Raw genomic sequence first — 18,674 nt, forward strand, 5'->3', positions numbered from 1 at the left:
GGGAGACACGCAATGATCGAACCAAGCGAAAAGGCCGCGCGCATCATCGCCGGCGTCCAGGCCTTCGTCCGTGACGAGCTGGCCCCGCTCGCCGAGCGCGAAGGCATCCTCTGGGGCGAGCCGGTGCCCCGGCCACTGCTGCGCGACATCTGGCGCCGCTCCTGCGAACTGGGCTTCTACAACGTGATGCTGCCCGAGGCCCTGGGCGGTGCCGGGCTCAACGTCGCCGAGCTGTGCGCGGTGAAGGAAGCGGCGGTGCTCACCGGCTCGCCCCTGGCCCCCCACGTGCTGGGCGAGCTTTCCGGGCCGCCGCGCATCGGCCACCTGTTCCGCGTGGCCAGCGAGCACCAGGTCGAGGCCTTCCTGCGCCCGGTCTGCCGCGCCGAGAAGGCCGTGTGCTTCGCCCTCACCGAGGCCGAGGCCGGCTCCGACGCCACCGCCATCACCACCGAGGCGCGCCTGGAGGGCGATCACTACGTGCTGCGCGGTGCCAAGCGCTACATCTCCGGTGCCTCCTATGCCGACCTCGCCGTGCTGCTCGCGGTCACCGGCCCCGGCCGTGGCCCGCAGGGCATCTCGGCGTTCTTCGTCGACCTCGCCGCGCCCGGCGTGCGCGTGGACAGCGACTATGCGGTGATGTCCGGCGGCGGCGCCCATGGCGACATCGTCCTGGAGGATGTGCGCGTGCCGGTGGCCAACCGCATCGGCGGCGAGGGCGAAGGCTTCAGGCTGGCCATGGGGCGCATCACCCTCAACCGCCTGCTGCACTGCCCCACCATGCTCGGCATGGCCGGCCTGGCCTTGCAGCTGTCGCTGGACCACGCCCGCACCCGCAAGCAGTTCGGCCAGCCCATCGCCATGTTCCAGGCGGTCAACCACATGCTCGCCGACATGGCCACCGAGCTCTATGCCGCGCGGGCCATGATGTACGCCACGGCGGCCAGCAACGATGCCGGCGGCGACATCAAGGTGCAGGCGCCGATGTGCAAGCTGTACGCCTCGGAGACCGCCTTCCGCATCATCGACAAGGCCGTGCAGGTGCATGGCGGCGCGGGGCTGATCAAGGGGCATCCCGTCGAGTGGCTGTTCCGCGCCAGCCGCATGATGCGCATCCTCACCGGCACCAGCGAGATCCAGCGCAACACCATCGCCAAGGGCATCCTGATGCCGGGCTGAGCCCCGACGCGCACTCCCGGGGGCGCGTCGGCCACGAATCCGGCCGCCCCCGTGGGCTGCGCCCTTGCGCGTTTTCCGCCCTGCACGGCCCCGGGCCGTCGCAGCCCCGTCCGCCAGGGAAGCCGGACGGGCCTTCCAGAACAAGAACAACGAGAGTCCCCATGACCCGAGAAGACACTGCCTTCCGCCCCGGCCCCGCCTGGACGATCGCCTTCCTGCTGGCCTTCATGATGCTGGTCAACTTCCTCGACAAGGTCGTCATCGGCCTGGTCGCCGTGCCCATGACCGAGGAACTGGGCCTGTCACCCACCGAGTTCGGCCTGATCGGCGGCGCCCTGCACTGGCTCTTCGCCGCCTCTGCGGTGGTCGGCGGCTTCCTCGCCAACCGCCGCCCGACCCGCACCCTGCTCCTGGGCATGGGCCTGTTCTGGGCGCTGATCCAGCTGCCCATGCTGATGGCCAGCTCGCTGTGGATGATCGTCGCCTGCCGCGTGCTGCTCGGCATCGGCGAGGGCCCCGCGTCCCCCGTGGCCACCCACGCCCTGTACAAATGGTTCCCCGATGACCGCCGCAGCCTGCCGGTGGCCCTGCTGCACTCCGGCAGCGCCATGGGCCTGCTGGTGGCCGGCGCGATGATCCCCTGGGTCAGCCTGCACTACGGCTGGCGCACCAACTTCGCCGTGCTCGCCGTGATCGGCCTGGTGTGGTGCGGGCTGTGGCTGCTGCTGGGCCGCGAAGGCACGCTCGACTCCCTGCGCCGTGGCCAGCTGGCGACGCCCGACGCCCACCGCCTGCCCTACCGCCGCCTGCTCGGCGACCCCAGCGTGCTGGGCAACTACCTCTGCCATTTCGCCGCCAACTGGTCGCTGGCCCTGACCCTGACCTGGGTGCCCAGCTACCTGCAGGTCGGCCTGGGCATGGACCCGCTGCGCACCGGGCACATGTTCGTGCTCTTCGTGGTGGTCACCACACCGCTCAGCCTGTTCATGGCCTGGGTGTCCCAGCGCCTGCTGCGCCGCGGCCTGCCCTCGCGCCTGGCGCGTGGCGCCTTCGTCTCGGGCTGCCTGATCGCCGGCGGGCTGTTCTCCGCCTCGCTGATGCTGGAGCTGCCGGTCGCGGTGCGCATCGTCAACCTGACCCTCAGCGGCGGCCTGGCCCTGGTGATGTATTCGGTGGGGCCGGCGATGCTCGCCGAGTTCACCCCGGCCAGCCAGCGCGGCGGCATCCTCGCCATCGGCAACGCCGTGGCCTCGCTGGCGGGTCTCTCGGCGCCGGTGGTCACCGGCCTGCTGGTGAGCGGCGCCGGAGCCGCCCATCCGCAGGGCTATGCCCAGGGCTTCCTGGTCTGTGGCGCGGTGCTGGTGGTGGCGGGCCTGGTCGGCCTGGTGACCATGAACCCGCAGCGCTCGCGGGAGCGCCTGGCTCAGGAAGAGACGTCGGCCGCCTGCTCGCGGGCCTGAACGCCCTCGGCGCCGCGCTCGATCAGGGCGCCGCGCCAACGTCCGCTGGTCACCGCCTCCACCAGCAGCGAACGCACCAGGTCACGCATGCAGGAGGCCGCGAAGGACAGCGGCCGGTGCACCGAATAGGCGATGGACACGGTGCGGGTGATGCGCGGCTCGACGATCAGCCGCGCCGTGGTCGGCTGGAACAGCTCCAGCAGCGGCGGCCAGTTGCTGATGGTCGCCGCCAGCCCGCTGCGCACCAGGCTGGCGATGCCCGGCGTCGACTGTTGCTCGTAGGCCACGTTCAGCACCACCCCCGCCTCCATCGCCGCCTGCTCGATGCGCCGCCGCAGGTGCAGCGCCCGGGGCGCCATCACCAGGCGCGTGGCGCCCGCCTCGGCGAGGCTGATGGGCGCCTCCGCCCCCTCGCCATGCCCCACCCAGTAGAGGTCCTCGACGAAGATCGGCTCGGCGGCCACGTGCTGCAGTTCCTCGGCATTGGGCAGCACGCCGAAATCCACCTTGCCCAGCTCGATGGCCTGGCCGCCCTCGCGGGTCAGCCCGTCGCACACCGTCAGGGCGATGCTGGGGAATTTCTCCGCCGCCCGGGAAATGATCTCCGGCAGCAGCAGCGCCGAGGCCGTCGCCGGGATGGAGATGGACACATGGCCCTTGGGATCGCCCCGCGTTGACGTCAGTTCGTCCTTCACCGAATCCAGCTTCTGCACCACCGAGCGCGCCACCTCGTAGAGCTGGCGCCCGGCGTCGGTGAGCGCCACGCCGTCGTGCTGGCGCTCCAGCAACTGCAGCTCCAGCTCGCTTTCCAGCAGGCCGATCTGGCGGCTAAGCGCCGGCTGGGCGATGTAGGCCCGGCGTGCGGCAGCGGAGAAGCTCCCGGCTTCGGCGATGGCGATCAGGTAGCGCAGCTGTTTGAGGGTCATGCGGTTCTCACTGGGTATGCCGAAGCGTTATGGCAACTATCCGAAGACACTATTTGTGGGCCTTTTCGAGGGCACCTAGTATCGCCGAAACATAAGGACGAAGGGAGTAGCCAATACACTTGAACGCCCGCGCATAACAATAAGAACCGTTGTTTCGACCCCTCTTGAAGTTCGAACAACCCCACCGCCGAATTAGGATGGGTTCGTTATAAACGGGCCGGGGTCCTTATTGCCTGAACAACTTCGGAACTTATTGTCCCTGCGCGTGAAACCGACTGTTCACTCGACAACAAAGAGGATAATGAGTGATGAGATCCACGTTGCACGACATCATCAAACCGCCTTACCTGCTGACCCTCCTGAGTTGCATGATCGGCAACGCCATGGCCGTCGATTTCCAGTTCGGCGACCTCGAAGGCCAGCTCGATTCCTCGCTGTCCATCGGCACCAGCCTCTCCACCGCCAACCCCGACCCGAAACAGCTGCAGAGCGCCACCGGCGATGACGGCCGGCGCAACTTCCGTTCCGGCGACGCCTTCTCCGGCATCTTCAAGGGCAGCCACGACCTGGAGCTGCGCCACGGCGACGTCGGCCTCTTCCTGCGCGGCAGCTACTGGTACGACACCGTGCTGCGCGACCAGAACCAGCGCTTCAAGAACGTCGAGGACGACAACCGCAAGCGCTCGGCGAAGACCGCCGGCGCCGAGCTGCTCGACGCCTTCCTCTACTACAACTACGCCATCGCCGAGCAGCCGGGCTCCGCGCGCCTCGGCAAGCAGGTGGTGAACTGGGGCGAGAGCACCTTCATCCAGGGCGGCCTCAACGTGATCAACCCCTTCAACCTCTCGGCGCTGCGCCGCCCGGGTTCCGAGGTGAAGGAGGGCCTGGTGCCGGTGAACATGTTCTACCTCTCGCAGAACCTCACCGACTCCCTCTCCGGCGACGTCTTCTACCAGCTCGACTGGGAACAGACCCAGCTGGACAACTGCGGCACCTTCTTCTCCAGCAACGACTTCCTCGCCGACGGCTGCAACGGCCTCGACGTCGGCGCCAACCTCACCGGCAACGCGTCGGCGGTGGCCGGCCTGACGCCCTTCGGCGTGAACCTCACCGAGGAAGGCATCCGCATCCCCCGGGCCCAGGACCAGGACGCCCGCAACAGCGGCCAGTGGGGCCTGTCCCTGCGCTGGTTCGCCGCCGCCCTGGACACCGAGTTCGGCGCCTACCTCGCCAACTACCACAGCCGCCTGCCCTACATGGGCACCTTCAGCAGCCCCTACTTCACCAACACCGCCTTCGCGCCGCAGCTGTGCGCCAACCTCGGCGTGCCGCTGGCCAACTGCGCGGCCTTCCTCGCCGGCAACACCGGGCAGACGCTGGCCGGCGCGCTGCGCATGGGCACCTCGCAATACAGCGCGCAGTACCCGGAAGACATCCGCCTCTACGGCCTGTCGTTCTCCACCAACCTGGCCACCGGCACCGCGCTGCAGGGCGAGATCAGCTACCGGCCGAACATGCCGATCCAGCTCAACGGCACCGACATCATCCAGTCGCTGCTGAACAACGCCTCGCGCTCGCCACTGATCGCCGACGGCACCCGCGCGGCACAGAACGGCGCGCTGTTCGACGGCTACCGCCGCAAGGAAGTGACCCAGGCCCAGGTCACCGCCACCCACTCCTTCGCCCAGATCCTGGGGGCGGACCAACTGGTAGTGGTGGGCGAAGCCGGCGCCACCTGGGTCGGCGGCCTGGAAGGCACCTACGGCCCGCGCTACGGCCGCAGCGGCACCTTCGGCAGCGGCGTGCTGGCCAACAACGCCGTGTGCCTGTCGACCTCGCGCACGCCACAGCACTGCAACGACAAGGGCTACCTCACGCGCTTCTCGTGGGGCTACCGGATGCGCGCAGCGCTGAGCTACCCCAACGCGGTGGCCGGCATCGACCTGCGCCCCAACCTGTCCTGGCAGCACGACGTGGACGGCAACGGCCCCGGCGAGGGCTCGGCCTTCAGCGAAGGTTCCAAGGCCATCAGCGTCGGCCTCGATGCCTCGCTGAACAACACCTACAACGCCAGCCTGGCGTACACCGACTACATCGACGGCGACTACGGCACACGCGGCGACCGCGACTACCTGTCCATCAGCGTCGGCGTCAACTTCTAAGCGGAGTCCAGCATGAAACCCACCCACCACTGCCTGACCCATGGCGGCGCCCTGCTCTGCGCCCTCCTCCTGGCCGGCCACGCCGGCGCCGCCGTCACGGCCGCAGACGCGGCCCGCCTGCAGGGCGAGCTCACCCCCATCGGCGCCGAACGCGGCGCCAGCGCCGACGGCCGCATCCCCGCCTGGGACGGCGCCGCCGCCAACCCGCCGCTGGCGAGCAACGGCACGCCCAGCGACCCCTACGCCGGCGAGAAGCCGCTGTTCACCATCGATGCCGGCAACTACACCCAGTACCAGGACCAGCTCAGCCCCGGGCAGATCGCCCTGCTCAAGCACTTCCCCGAGAGCTTCCGCCTGCCGGTCTACCCCACCCACCGCTCGGTGCCGGTGAGCGATGAGGTGCGCGACGCCGCCGCGCGCAACGCCACCCACGCGCACCTGGTGAACAATGGCAACGGCATCGAAGGCTTCGCCGGCGTGATCGCCTTCCCCATCCCCGGGGACGGCCTGGAAGTGCTGTGGAACCACATCACGCGCAACCGCAACCGCAGCTTCAGCGTCGTCTCCGACAGCGCCGCGCCCCAGAAGGACGGTGCCTACACGGTGATGACCACCCAGCAGTACTTCACCCGGCGTGACGCGATCACGGGCCTCGCGCCGGACCAGGCGCGCAACATCCTCTACTACTACAGCCACAAGCTCACCGCGCCCTCGCGCATGGTCGGCGAGGTGGTGCTGGTGCACGAGACCCTCGACCAGGTGGCCGAGCCGCGCCTGTCCTGGGTCTACAGCGCCGGCCAGCGCCGCGTGCGCCGCGCGCCGAGCATCGCCTACGACACCGCCGGCCCCACCACCGCCGGCCTGCGCACCGCCGACAGCCGCGACATGTTCAACGGCGCGCCGGACCGCTACGACTGGAAGCTGGTGGGCAAGAAGACCCTCTACGTGCCCTACAACGCCTACCGCCTGGCCTCGCCCGAGAGGCCCTACGACACGCTGATCCAGCCGGGGCACGTCAACCCGGACGCCACCCGCTACGAACTGCACCGCGTCTGGGAGGTGGTCGCCACCCTCAAGCCGGGCCAGCGTCACATCTACAGCAAGCGCCACTACTTCATCGACGAGGACACCTGGGCCATCCTCGAGGCCGACCACTACGACAGCCGTGGCGAGCTATGGCGGGTCGGCGAGGCCCACGGTTTCTACCACCCCACCGGGCAATCGGTGGTGGCCGCGATGGAGGTGACCTACGACCTCAACAACGGCCGCTACCTCGCCTCGGGACTGACCGGCGAGCAGCGCAAGCCGTTCGACTTCAGCTACCAGGCCAGCGCCTCCGACTACTCGCCGGGCGCGCTGCGCAGCAAGGGCCTGCGCTGATCCCACCCACGCCGCCGGCCCTCGGGCGCGGCGGCTCCACCGTGCAGGCCACCATGAACCAACCCCGCCCCCGCCAACCCCTGTCGCGCGCCCTGCTGGGCGGCGACGAGCCCGACCCCCGCCTCACCCTGGCCAACGAACGTACCTTCCTCGCCTGGATACGCACCGCCCTCGCCCTGCTGGGCGGCGGCATCGCCGTCGAGACTTTCGCCGGGCACGCCTTCGAACCCCGCCTGCGGCTGGTCATCACCCTCGGCCTGCTGTCGCTGAGCCTGCTCATCAGCCTCGGCGCCTGCCTGCGCTGGCTGGCGGTGGAGCGCGCCCTGCGCCATCGCCGCGCCCTGCCCCTGCCGGCCCTGGTGCCGGCGCTGGCACTCGGCTGCTGCGTGGCGGCGCTGGTCCTGGCCGGGCTGTTCTGGCCGCGCTGGCATGGGTGAGACCCAGGCCGAACGCACCGAACTGGCCTGGCGCCGCACCCAGCTCTCGCTGCTGGTGATCGCCTGCCTGGCCCTGCGCGGTGCCGAACCGACGCTGGCCCTGCTCGCCCTCGGCAGCGCCGTCGCCCTCTGGCTCGGCCAGCGCCCACGCTACCGCCACGGCCTCGCCATGCTCCGCGACGAACGCGGCCGCCCCCGCACCGCCGCCGTGCTCGGCACCGGCCTGGCGATGGTGGCGATGACGCTGCTGGCGATGGTGAAGGCCGCGATGACGGGCTGACCCGCATCCCCGGGCTGAAGCCCGGGCTACGCAGGCGGATGCGATGGGCAGTAACCGGACCGCAGAGCGTGCACCTGGAGTTCGCCGGAAGCAGCGTGCGGCGGTCTTGAGAACGGCGCTTTGAAGGCCATTCTGGATGCCTGGAACGCCCATCTGCGTTAAGTGTTGCTGGATGATTTCGAGTTCAGTTGATTGCCGAGCTTTGCTGATGGCTTCTGTTTCGCCTTGCCGGGCGAGTTTCTTTCTTCAGTCGCCAGGAAAGGAACCAAAGAGGCTTGCCCCTGCATACGGCCGACTGCGTCGGGTTCCCTCGCTCCATCATCGTTTCAGGGGCACGCCGCGAAGGGCCATCCCTGGCCCATCGCGGCTCTCGCGACATCCATGTCGTTCAACCCATGAAACGATGATTACGCTCGGCCTCCTGAAGGGGCGTCTGGCGGCTTTCGTAGGATGGTGTAGAGCGAAGCGAAACCCATGCGGTGGGCGTGCCAGGAATCCAGAATGGCCCTGAAGGCGCCGCTCTTGAACCTTTGCATTGAATCCACAACAGCTAACGCAGACAACACCAAAGAACTCACTCCTGCGGGCTTCCCCAATGCGCAAGCACCCTGCCCACCGGCCCCGGCGGGCATGACGCGGGGTTCAGGGGGTGACGAGGTTGAACTGCGGGTTGGGCTCGTCCAGCCCGCCGAGCAGCCGCAGCAGCTTGATCCGCCCCTGCTCGATCTCGATGCCGCCGATCATCGACTCCTTGAGGAAGCCCGTCTCCTTGAGGGCGATGCGGTCGAGCAGCGCCTTGGTCATGCTCAGGCTGACGTCCGGCTCGGCATGGCGCGCGCCGTTGCGGTGGGTGAGCACGCCGTTGCGCAGGGTCAGGGCGTAGTCCTCGCCCAGGTCGCTGAAGCGCCAGTTGATCAGCAGGTCCTCGTCGGCCGCCTTCATCGCGTCGATGCGCACCGCCAGGTAGTCGAAGAACATACTCGGGGTCAGCGCCCGGACCATGTCCGGCGCGCTGTTGCGCGCCTTGGCACGGGCCACCCCCTGGCGCAGTTCCAGGGCGCCGCTGAGGTAGACGTTGCGCCAGGTGGCGTTCTCGCTCTGGTAGCCGAGCTGCTCCAGGGTGTCGGCCTGCAGCTCGCGCGCCGCCGGGTTGTCCGGTTCGGCGAAGACCAGGTGGTTGAGCAGCTGGGCCGCCCAGCGGTAGTCGCCGCCTTCGACCGCCTTGCGTGCCCCGGCCAGCACCGCGCCGGCGCCGCCCATGGCCTCGACGTAGCGCTTGCCCGCCTCTTCCGGCGGCAGCGGGTCGAGGTTGGCCGGGTTGCCGTCGTAGAAGCCCATGTAGCGCTGGTACACGGCGCGCACGTTGTGGCTGAGGGAGCCGTAGTAGTCGCGGCTGTACCACTTGCCGGCCAGGCGCGGCGGCAGGGTCGTCAGCTTCGCGGCGATCTCGGTGGGCGTCAGCCCCTGGTTGATCAGGCGCAGCGTCTGGCTATCGAGAAAGGCGTACATGTCGCGCTGGTCGGCCAGGTACTCGCGGATCCGCGCGCCGCCCCAGGTCGGCCAGTGGTGCTGGGCGAACAGCACCTCGGCCTTGTCGCCATAGCGCACCAGCGCGTCGTCCAGGTAATGCGCCCAGACCTTGGCATCGCGCACCAGGGCGCCGCGCAGGGTCAGCACGTTGTGCTGGGTGTGGGTGGCGTTCTCCGCCATGCACAGGGTCTTGAACTGCGGGAAGTACAGGTTCATCTCCGCCGGAGCCTCGGTACCGGGAGTGAGCTGGAACTCGATCTCCACGCCGTCGACGATGCGGGTCTCCACCGCCTGGCTGATCACCTCGCTGGGGGCGATCAGGGTCACCGTGGCGTTGCTCGGCGTGCCCTTGCCCAGGCCCGCGTCCACCTGGCCCCGTTCGCCGCGCGGCAGCAGCGCGCCGTACATGTACTGGGCGCGGCGCATCATCGCCGGGCCGGCCAGCACGTTCTCGCTGACCGCGTGCTCGAAGAAGCCGTCCGGGGCGATCACCCGCACCTTGCCGGCCTTCACGTTGGCCTCGTCTATCACCCCGCGCACGCCACCGAAATGGTCGACGTGGGGGTGGCTGTAGATCACCGCCACCACCGGCTTGCGCGGACGGTGCCTGTAATACAGCTCCAGGCCGGCGCGGGCGGTCTCGGCGCTGATCAGCGGGTCGATGAGAATCAGCCCGCTGTCGCCCTCGATGAGGGTCATGTTCGACAGGTCCATGCCGCGCACCTGGTAGATGCGCTCGCGCACCTCGAACAGCCCGGCGATGTTGTTCAACTGGGCGATGCGCCACAGGCTCGGGTTGACGCTGGCCGGCGCATCATTGCCATCGAGGAAGTTGTAGGCGCGGCGGTTCCACACCGCCTTGCCCTCGGCGTTGGCGATGACGCCATCGAAGGGCTCCAGCAGGCCGCGCCGGGCGTCGTCGAAATCGGCGGTGTCGGAGAACGGCAGGCGCTGCAGCCAGGACTGGTTCAGCTCGGCGGTGATGGCCGTGGCGGGCTTGCCGGGAGCGGCGGAGTCGGCGTGCACAGTGCCGCAGGACAGGAGCGCCAGGGCGATGGCGCTGAGACGGGAAATGGGCATGAAGGGGCTCTTTCTGGTCTTGTTGGAATGAGCGACCGCAACGGACGCCGCCCGACTGTAGGGAGCACGGCGCGCACCGACCAATACCAGAGGCGCATGCCCCCCATGCCGCACTGCGATGCCCCGCAATGCACGACGCCTCCCGAAGGAGGCGTCGTGGTCAGGCCCTGGCGGTGTTCAGCGCAGGTCGAAGCGGTCGAGGTTCATCACCTTGGTCCAGGCGGCGACGAAGTCCTTGACGAACTTGTCCCCGGCATCGGCGCTGGCATACACCTCGGCGATGGCACGCAGCTGGGCGTGGGAGCCGAACACCAGGTCGACGCGGGTGCCGGTCCACTTCAGCTCGCCGGTCTTGCGGTCGCGCCCCTCGTAGCTGTTCGCCGAGGCCGGCTTCCACTCCACGCCCATGTCCAGCAGGTGGGTGAAGAAGTCGTTGGTCAGGGTTTCCGGGCGCTGGGTGAACACGCCGTGCCTGCTCTGTCCGACGTTGGCACCGAGCACGCGCAGGCCGCCGACCAGCACGGTCATCTCCGGCGCGGTGAGGGTCAGCAGCTGCGCCTTGTCCACCAGCAGCTCCTCGGCGGAGACGCTGTAGTGCCCCTTGAGGTAGTTGCGGAAGCCGTCGGCGATGGGCTCGAGGAAGCCGAAGGACTCGACGTCGGTCTGCTCCTGGGAGGCGTCCATGCGCCCCGGCGAGAACGGCACGGTGATGCTGTGCCCGGCGTTCTTCGCCGCCAGCTCGACGCCGGCGCCACCGGCCAGGACGATCAGGTCGGCCAGGGAGATCTTCTTGCCACCGGCCTGGGCCGCGTTGAACTGCGCCTGGATGCTCTCGAGCACGGCCAGTACGTTCTTCAGCTGCTCCGGCTGGTTGGCTTCCCACGAACGCTGGGGCTCCAGGCGCAGGCGCCCGCCGTTGGCGCCGCCACGCTTGTCCGAACCACGGAAGCACGAGGCCGCGGCCCAGGCGGTGGACACCAGTTGCGACACCGAGAGCCCCGAGCCCAGCACCTTGGCCTTGAGCGCGGCGACGTCGGCGTCGTCCACCAGCGGGTGGTCGACGGCCGGGATCGGGTCCTGCCACAGCAGTTCCTCGGCGGGCAGCTCCGGGCCCAGGTAGCGGGCCATCGGGCCCATGTCGCGGTGGATCAGCTTGTACCAGGCGCGGGCGAAGGCGTCGGCGAGCTGGTCCGGGTTGGCCAGGAAGCGCCGCGAGATCTGCTCGTAGGCCGGGTCGAAGCGCAACGCCAGGTCGGAGGTGAGCATCGAGGGCGCACGGCGCTTGGCCGGGTCGTGGGCGTCGGGGATCTTGCCGTCGCCGGCGCCACCCTTGGGCCGCCACTGGTGCGCGCCGGCCGGGCTCTTGGTCAGCTCCCACTCGTAGCCGAAGAGGTTCTCCAGGTATTCGTTGCTCCAGCGCGTGGGCGTCGAGGTCCAGGTCACCTCCAGGCCGCTGGTGATGGTGTCGCCGCCCTTGCCGCTGCCGAAGGCGTTCCTCCAGCCCAGGCCCTGTTCCTCCAGGCCGGCCGCTTCGGGCTCGGGCCCGACGTTGTCGGCCGGGCCGGCGCCGTGGGTCTTGCCGAAGGCGTGGCCACCAGCGATCAGCGCCACGGTCTCCTCGTCGTTCATGGCCATGCGGCCGAAGGTCTCGCGGATGTCCCGCGCGGAGGCCACCGGGTCCGGGTTGCCTTCGGGGCCTTCCGGGTTCACGTAGATCAGGCCCATCTGCACGGCGGCCAGGGGGTTCTCCAGGTTGCGCTGGCCCTGGCCGGTGCGGCTCTCTTCCTGGCCGTGCTTGCCGGGCTCGGCCACCAGGGTGCCGTCGCCCGGCTCCTGCACCGCCCTGGTGTTGCCATAGCGCTCGTCACCGCCCAGCCAGACGGTCTCGGTGCCCCAGTAGACGTCCTCGTCCGGCTCCCACACATCGGGGCGGCCGCCGGAGAAGCCGAAGGTCTTGAAGCCCATGGACTCCAGGGCGACGTTGCCGGTGAGCACGATCAGGTCGGCCCAGGACAGGTTGCGCCCGTACTTCTGCTTGATCGGCCAGATCAGCCGGCGCGCCTTGTCCAGGCTGACGTTGTCCGGCCAGCTGTTGAGCGGGGCGAAGCGTTGCTGGCCGGTGCCCGCGCCGCCACGGCCGTCGCCGGTGCGGTAGGTGCCGGCGCTGTGCCAGGCCATGCGCACGAAGAGCGGACCGTAGTGGCCGAAGTCGGCGGGCCACCAGTCCTGGGAATCGGTCATCAGCGCGTGCAGGTCGCGCTTCACCGCCTGGAAGTCGAGGCTCTTGAAGGCCTTGGCGTAGTCGAAGTCCGGGTCCATCGGATCGGACAGGGAGGAATGCTGGTGGAGGATCTTCAGGTTCAGTTGCTTCGGCCACCAGTCACGGTTGCTGGTGCCGCCGCCAGCGGCATGGTTGAACGGGCATTTCGATTCGGTCGACATCTGGATCCACCTCGGGTCGCGTGTGCCCCTCTGCCCGGGGTCGGAACGGTCGCGCCGGCCGCCGTCTGCGGAGTGGCGGTCGACGGATCGCACGGTTCCACGGATGCACGGTGCAGCGATGTTCCAACAGCGGGCAGCAGGGCTCTGTTGTTATCCCTTCATCAGGTCTGGCGCGGGACCGAGCCCAACGCTAGAGCAAGACTAGACCTCCATTGGAGGAGGTCTAATAGAGGCAGCATTGAAGGTCGATAGTCTGGCTCTTTCAGCCGTTGCGCCCCGTGAAGTAGGGCCTTGGGCCGGGTGCCGACGAGCGGCCACCGGCGTGCAGATGGTGGGCCGTCGCGGCGCCGGGAAATTGTGCCGTTGTGCTTTTTTCGCCACGGGTCCCTCAGGCCGCCCCGCTCCCCGCCCGTTGCGCGAACCGCAACCCCACGCGCGCCTTCAGTGCCAGCGACAGATCCAGGAGCAGCGCCAGGACGATGGCGCCCAGGGCGACGGCGAACAGCGCCTGATACCTGCCGCCGCTCGCCGAGAACAACATCGAGTAGCCATAGCCGGCCAGCGCCTGGAAGGTGGCGAAGGACACCGTCGCGCGGCTCCAGGTGGCGGTCTGCCGAGGGTGGTCGGCCACCAGCTGGTGCACCCGCGCCAGGGCCAGCGGCACGATGCCCGGCGGGAAGGAGCCGATCAGCAGCGCCGCCGCAGCCAGCACGCGCAGGTCGCCGGACTCCAGCAGCACGCCGAGGGCGACGGCCTGCACCGCCAGCACCAGGCGGATGGCCCTGCGCGCGCCCAGGTGGTCGGCGAGGAAGCCGTACACCACAGGTCCGAGCGTCGCCCCCAGGCCGTACAGCGTCCACAGCAGCGCCCCGGCGTGGTGGCCGGCCCCCAGGCTGCGGCTCACGTAGTCCACCAGGAACATCATCGGCGCCACCAGGCCGACCGCCATCAGCGCGTACTGCGCGAACAGCAGGTGGACGCCGCCTGCGCCACCGGGTGCGGGCGACGGCGCCACGTCGGCCAGGTGCGCCCCCTCGCGAGGCCAGGCCCACCAGCTGGACAGCGTCAGCAACGCCGCCACCGCGCCGAGCCCGACCCAGGCCTGGCGCAGGCCGGAAGACAGCAGCAGCGGCACCAGGGTCCCGGAGCCGGCGATGCCCAGGCCCAGGCCGAGAAAGATCGCGCCCCCCGCCAGGCCCCGGCGCTGCGGCGGCACCCGCGGCAGGATGGTACTGGCGGCCAGCACCATGATCACGCCACCGGAAATGCCGGAGAACAGCCGCCAGGCGAAGAACCAGCCCAGGGACAAGGGCACCGCGCAGGCGAAGAACGACAGGGTCACCAGCAGCATCATCGCGCGTAGCACGGCGGGGCTGGAGAAGCGCCGGGCCAGCGGCCGACCGGCCAGGGCACCGACCAGGTAGCCCGCGAGGTTCGCCGCGCCGAGGTAGAACACCGCCGAGGCGGAAAACCAGTGCGCCTCGATCAGCGCGGGCACCAGCGGTGTATAGGCGAACCGGGCGAGCCCGATACCCACCAGGCTGGCGCACATGCCCGCCCAGATGGGCAACCAGGGCGAGCGGCGGGAGGATGCGAGTGACGGGGCGGAATCCATGATGACCTCTCGGGTGACGTGACGGCGTCGCGATGAGAGGAGGATAAGCCGGTGGAAAGATGAAATAATGCAGCGTTTTCCAACCACAGCCATGCATTTTTGCATCAAGCAGGAGCCCCGGATGAACTGGGACGACGCCCGCATCTTCCTCGCCCTGTGCCGCGAACAGACGTTGCGCGGCGCCGCCCGCGCGCTGGTCGTCGACCAGGCCACCGTCGGCCGCCGGCTCGCCTCGCTGGAACAGTCCCTGGGCGCCACGCTGTTCCTGCGCACCTCGGCAGGCTACGCCCTGACCGCCGCCGGCGAGGTGGCGATGGCCGCCGCCCTGGACATGGAAGCCTCCGCCGCCGACCTGCAGCGGCGCATCCTCGGCATGGACGACCGCCTGGCCGGCGTGGTGCGGGTCACCACCACCGAGTCCTTCGCCACCGACTTCATCATCCCGGCCATGGCACGCATGCGCCTGGAGCACCCGAACATCGAAGTGCAGCTGCAGGCCTCGACGCAGATGCTCAACCTGACCAAGCGCGAAGCGGACATCGCCGTGCGCAACCAGAAGCCGGACAACCCCGACCTGGTGGTACGCCGGGTGGCGCGCTGGAGCGCGGGCCTGTTCGCCACGGCGGGTTACCTGCAGGCACATGGCACCCCCGAACCGGGGGCGTCCTTCGCCGGCCACGACCTGGTGCTCTACCAGCCCTACCTGGACAGCGGCAAGGACGTGACCCTGGCGTCCGAGCCCATCGGCAACGGCCGCATCGCCATCACCTGCACCTCGGGCCTGATGGTGCGCCATGCCGTCGCCAGTGGCCTGGGGCTGGGCGAGATACCCCTGCCGCTCGGCGCGCGCGATGGACTGGTGCGGGTGTGGGAGGAACGCGAGATCCGCCCCTACGACGTCTGGCTGGTGACGCACAAGGACGTGCGCCATACCGCGCGGGTGCGGGTGGTGATCGACGCCATCGCCGAGGCCTTCGCCACGGCGACGGACTGAAGCCCCGTGGGCCGGCCACCCCTGCGGGCGGCCGGACGCGCGGTCACTGCGCGAGGAACGCCAGCAGGTCCTCGTTCAGCTGCTGCGCGTGGGTCACGGCGAAGCCATGGGGGGCGCCTGCGTAGACCTTGAGCAGCGCACCGGGGATCGATTCCGCCGCCAGCTTGCCGGTGGCCTCCAGCGGCACGATCTGGTCGTCGTCGCCGTGGATCACCAGGGTCGGCACGTCGACCTTGGCCAAGTCGCCGCGGAAGTCGGTGCCGGCGAAGGCGGTCACGCAATCGAGGGTGCCCTTGAGCGAGGCCAGCAGGGCGATGTTCAGGGTCTGGGTGAGCACGCCCTGGGAAACCTGCTGGCCATGGTTGATGCCGTAGAAGGGCGCGGCGAAGTCGGCGATGAACTGCGCGCGGTCCTTCAGCAGGCCGTCCTTGATGCCATCGAACACGGCCTGCTCCACACCCAGCGGATGGTCGGCGGTCTTGCCGAAGATCGGCGTCACCGCGCCCAGCAGCGCCAGCCTGGCGACCCGCCCGGTGCCGTGGCGGCCGATGTAGCGGCTGACGTCGCCACCGCCCATGGAGAAGCCCACCAGGGTCACCTCGTGCAGGTCCAGGTGCTCGATCAGCTGGGCGATGTCGTCGGCGAAGGTGTCGTAGTCGTAGCCGCTCCACGGCTGGCTGGAACGACCGAAGCCACGGCGGTCGAAGGCGATGGTGCGGTAGCCGCGGCTGCTCAGGTACTGCATCTGGTATTCCCACATGTCGGCATCCAGCGGCCAGCCATGGCTGAACAGCACGGGCTTGCCGCTGCCCCAGTCCTTGTAATAGATCTCGGTGCCGTCACGGGTCACGAACGTCGTCATGCAAACCTCCAGTTGAGCGTGGGTTGGAATCGTCATCGATGGGTGTCGACAGGTCATTGGCAGCCGTCGAGACCACCACTATCCACCGCCATCGGACAGCGGGATTGCACGCATGTGCTGCACTGGCAACGCCCCTGAGAAGTTGCCTGCCGAGCAGGCGCCAACGGCTCTGCAACGCGCATTGCGGCGCGCACAACAGCTCAGCACACCGGTGCAATATCGGCACCGGCGGCTTTGCCATAGTGGTTCGAGCTTCGCCGGTGTCCGCCGGCGATCATCGTCGTATCGCCATCCACGAGGAGACCTCCATGGCCACCGCTTCCGCCGTTCCGGGCAAGACCCTGCTCAACCCGCTGGACCACACCCTGATCCTCATCGACCACCAGTCGCAGATGTCCTTCGCCACCCAATCCATCGACGCGGTGACCCTGCGCAACAACGCCGCCCTGGTGTCCAAGGCCGCCCGGGAATTCGGCGTCGCCACCATCCTCACCACCGTCGCCGAGAAGAGCTTCTCGGGGCCGATCTTCGACGAGATCAAGTCGGTGTTCCCCGAGCACGAGGTGATCGACCGCACCACCATGAACACCTGGGAAGACCCGCGCATCGCCGTGGAAGTGAACCGCCTGGGCAAGAACAAGATCGTCCTCGCCGGCCTCTGGACCTCCGTCTGCATCGTCGGCCCGGCCCTCTCCGCGCTGGATCAGGGCTTCGAGGTCTACGTCATCGCCGACGCCTGCGGCGACGTCTCCGACGAAGCCCACGAGATGGCCCTGCAACGCATGATCCAGCTCGGCGCCCGCCCCATGACCTCGCTGCAGTACCTGCTCGAACTGCAACGCGACTGGGCCCGTGGCGAAACCTACGACCAGACCGTGAAGACCTCCATCGAACACGGTGGCGCCTACGGCCTCGGCCTGATCTACGCCAAGACCATGTTCAACGCCTCCGAAGGCCACTGATGCACCCGGGGGGCGGCGCTGCCGCCCCCCCCACCTCCGCCACAGAGGGCGCCAGGTGACCTACGCCCCCCGAACCCTCGCCGGCCTCCTGCTGCTGGCCGGCAGCCCCGTGCACGCCGACACCACGCCGCTCGCCGACTGGTCGCTGCTGGCGCGCAACTACCTGCTGGACAACGAATTCCGCTCCACCTCGCCTTCCGGGCAGGCCTACCGCCGCGAATGGGCCCAGGGCTTCATCGCCAACCTGGAGTCGGCCCTCACACCGGGCCCCCTCGGCCTCGGCGTCGACCTGCACGCCTTCCTCGGCCTCAAGCTCGACGGCGGGCGCGGCCACGCGGGCACCGGCCTGCTGCCCCTGGACAGCGACGGCGCCAGCGAGCGCGAGTACGCCAGCGCCGGCGGCGCGCTCAGGCTGTCCTTCGCCGACACCCTGCTGCGGGTCGGCGAGATGACCGTGGAAACCCCGGTCTTTGATACCGCCGACAAGCGCCTGCAACCCGAATACGCCACCGGCTGGTTCCTCGACAGCCAGGCCCTGGAGGCGCTGCGCCTACAGGCCGGGCGCTTCACCGCGTTCAGGAACCAGGCCGCCAGCTCCGGCCACGATGACTTCGACGGCTACGGCGCCAGTACCCGCCACGGCGGCATCAGCCTCGCCGGCGCCCGGTGGGCACCGGCCGGCTCCCCCCTCGGCGGCGCGCTCTACGCCTCGCAACTGGATGACACCTGGCGCCAGGCCTACGCCAACCTCAACGGCCGCCTCGGCGACCTCGCCCTGGACGCCAACCTCTACCGCACCCGCGACACCGGCGAGCGGCGGGCCGGGCGCATCGACACCCTCGCCTACAGCCTGCTGGGCCGCCTCGCCCTGGGCAGCCACGCGCTGAGCCTGGCCTACCAGAAGGTCGAGGGCGACACACCCTTCGACTTCGTCGGCGGCGACTCCATCTACCTGGCCAACTCCATCAAGTACGGCGACTTCAACGGCCCCGGCGAACGCTCCTGGCAGGCGCGCTATCAATGGGACGCCAGCGCCGCAGGCTGGCCCGGCCTCACCCTCTCGGCCCGCTACGTGCGCGGCAGCGGCATCGACGGCAGCCACGCCCCGCAAGGCGGCGCCTACGCCCCGTTCGACGATGCCAGCGGCCGCTTCCAGCCCCAGCAGGGCAGCGGCGGCCGCCACTGGGAGCGTGATCTCGACCTGCGCTACACCCTGCAATCCGGCCCCGCCCGCGATCTCGCCCTCAGCCTCGCCCACGTCACCCACCGCGCCAACGACGCCCAGGCCGGCGCCGACATCGACCGCCTCTACCTGATCGTCGAATACCCGCTGGGCGGCAGCCTCTGACACGCCCGCTGTACAGGATG

General features: G+C 69.4%; 14 protein-coding genes. 9 read left to right on the forward strand and 5 right to left on the reverse strand.

All coding sequences use genetic code 11. From position 1 onward, the window contains the following. The first annotated feature begins 12 nt into the window (after nucleotides 1–12). Both ACYJSS_RS20670 and ACYJSS_RS20675 read left to right on the forward strand, forming a co-directional pair. Entirely contained in the window at nucleotides 13–1,176 is a 1,164-nt protein-coding gene (locus ACYJSS_RS20670; RefSeq protein ID WP_111260209.1) for an acyl-CoA dehydrogenase family protein, read from the forward strand. 161 nt (nucleotides 1,177–1,337) lie between these two features. Further along, nucleotides 1,338–2,636: an MFS transporter gene (locus tag ACYJSS_RS20675; RefSeq protein ID WP_111260208.1), complete on the forward strand. Its 1,299-nt coding sequence runs from the start codon at nucleotides 1,338–1,340 to the stop codon at nucleotides 2,634–2,636. Here the strand turns inward: ACYJSS_RS20675 and ACYJSS_RS20680 are convergent. After that, nucleotides 2,600–3,562 carry a LysR family transcriptional regulator gene (locus tag ACYJSS_RS20680; RefSeq protein ID WP_236206397.1) on the reverse strand — a complete coding sequence of 321 codons (963 nt, stop codon included), beginning with the start codon at nucleotides 3,560–3,562 and terminating at the stop codon, nucleotides 2,600–2,602. The genes ACYJSS_RS20675 and ACYJSS_RS20680 overlap by 37 nt on opposite strands. A gap of 308 nt (nucleotides 3,563–3,870) precedes the next feature. On the opposite strand from ACYJSS_RS20680, the gene ACYJSS_RS20685 reads away from it, so the two are divergent. From ACYJSS_RS20685 to ACYJSS_RS20700, 4 genes are read left to right on the forward strand one after another with little or no spacing between them, the layout of a single operon-like run. Further along, nucleotides 3,871–5,724 (forward strand): DUF1302 domain-containing protein, encoded by a 1,854-nt coding sequence (locus ACYJSS_RS20685; RefSeq protein WP_309296189.1) that lies wholly within the window; start codon nucleotides 3,871–3,873, stop codon nucleotides 5,722–5,724. Between the two features lie 12 nt (nucleotides 5,725–5,736). After that, the gene (locus tag ACYJSS_RS20690) at nucleotides 5,737–7,104 is read left to right on the forward strand and encodes a DUF1329 domain-containing protein (RefSeq protein WP_111260205.1); all 1,368 of its coding nucleotides are present in this window, start codon (nucleotides 5,737–5,739) and stop codon (nucleotides 7,102–7,104) included. Nucleotides 7,105–7,157: 53 nt separating this feature from the next. After that, the gene (locus ACYJSS_RS20695) at nucleotides 7,158–7,541 is read left to right on the forward strand and encodes a YidH family protein (RefSeq protein ID WP_459480442.1); all 384 of its coding nucleotides are present in this window, start codon (nucleotides 7,158–7,160) and stop codon (nucleotides 7,539–7,541) included. Beyond that, nucleotides 7,534–7,821, forward strand: a complete 288-nt coding sequence (locus ACYJSS_RS20700; protein ID WP_111262507.1) for a DUF202 domain-containing protein — start codon at nucleotides 7,534–7,536, stop codon at nucleotides 7,819–7,821. Before ACYJSS_RS20695 ends, ACYJSS_RS20700 begins: the two co-directional genes overlap by 8 nt. Nucleotides 7,822–8,463: 642 nt before the next feature. Here ACYJSS_RS20700 and ACYJSS_RS20705 read toward each other — a convergent pair. The 3 genes from ACYJSS_RS20705 to ACYJSS_RS20715 form a co-directional block, all read right to left on the reverse strand. Further along, nucleotides 8,464–10,431 (reverse strand): alkyl/aryl-sulfatase, encoded by a 1,968-nt coding sequence (locus ACYJSS_RS20705; protein WP_236206399.1) that lies wholly within the window; start codon nucleotides 10,429–10,431, stop codon nucleotides 8,464–8,466. Between the two features lie 177 nt (nucleotides 10,432–10,608). Then, the gene (gene katG, locus ACYJSS_RS20710; RefSeq protein WP_111262509.1) at nucleotides 10,609–12,873 is read right to left on the reverse strand and encodes a catalase/peroxidase HPI; all 2,265 of its coding nucleotides are present in this window, start codon (nucleotides 12,871–12,873) and stop codon (nucleotides 10,609–10,611) included. A gap of 388 nt (nucleotides 12,874–13,261) precedes the next feature. Further along, entirely contained in the window at nucleotides 13,262–14,488 is a 1,227-nt protein-coding gene (locus ACYJSS_RS20715; RefSeq protein WP_111262510.1) for a YbfB/YjiJ family MFS transporter, read from the reverse strand. 121 nt (nucleotides 14,489–14,609) lie between these two features. On the opposite strand from ACYJSS_RS20715, the gene ACYJSS_RS20720 reads away from it, so the two are divergent. Next, nucleotides 14,610–15,482 (forward strand): LysR family transcriptional regulator, encoded by an 873-nt coding sequence (locus ACYJSS_RS20720; RefSeq protein WP_236206400.1) that lies wholly within the window; start codon nucleotides 14,610–14,612, stop codon nucleotides 15,480–15,482. Between the two features lie 43 nt (nucleotides 15,483–15,525). On the opposite strand, the gene ACYJSS_RS20725 is transcribed toward ACYJSS_RS20720, so the two are convergent. Continuing rightward, nucleotides 15,526–16,344: an alpha/beta fold hydrolase gene (locus tag ACYJSS_RS20725; RefSeq protein WP_111262512.1), complete on the reverse strand. Its 819-nt coding sequence runs from the start codon at nucleotides 16,342–16,344 to the stop codon at nucleotides 15,526–15,528. A 308-nt stretch (nucleotides 16,345–16,652) separates the two neighbouring features. On the opposite strand from ACYJSS_RS20725, the gene ACYJSS_RS20730 reads away from it, so the two are divergent. Continuing rightward, nucleotides 16,653–17,306, forward strand: a complete 654-nt coding sequence (locus ACYJSS_RS20730) for a hydrolase (RefSeq protein WP_236206401.1) — start codon at nucleotides 16,653–16,655, stop codon at nucleotides 17,304–17,306. A 55-nt stretch (nucleotides 17,307–17,361) separates the two neighbouring features. Beyond that, nucleotides 17,362–18,654, forward strand: a complete 1,293-nt coding sequence (locus tag ACYJSS_RS20735; RefSeq protein WP_373875160.1) for an OprD family outer membrane porin — start codon at nucleotides 17,362–17,364, stop codon at nucleotides 18,652–18,654. The last annotated feature ends 20 nt before the right edge of the window (nucleotides 18,655–18,674 follow it).

It is taken from the genome of Pseudomonas sp. No.21 (genome assembly GCF_054558415.1).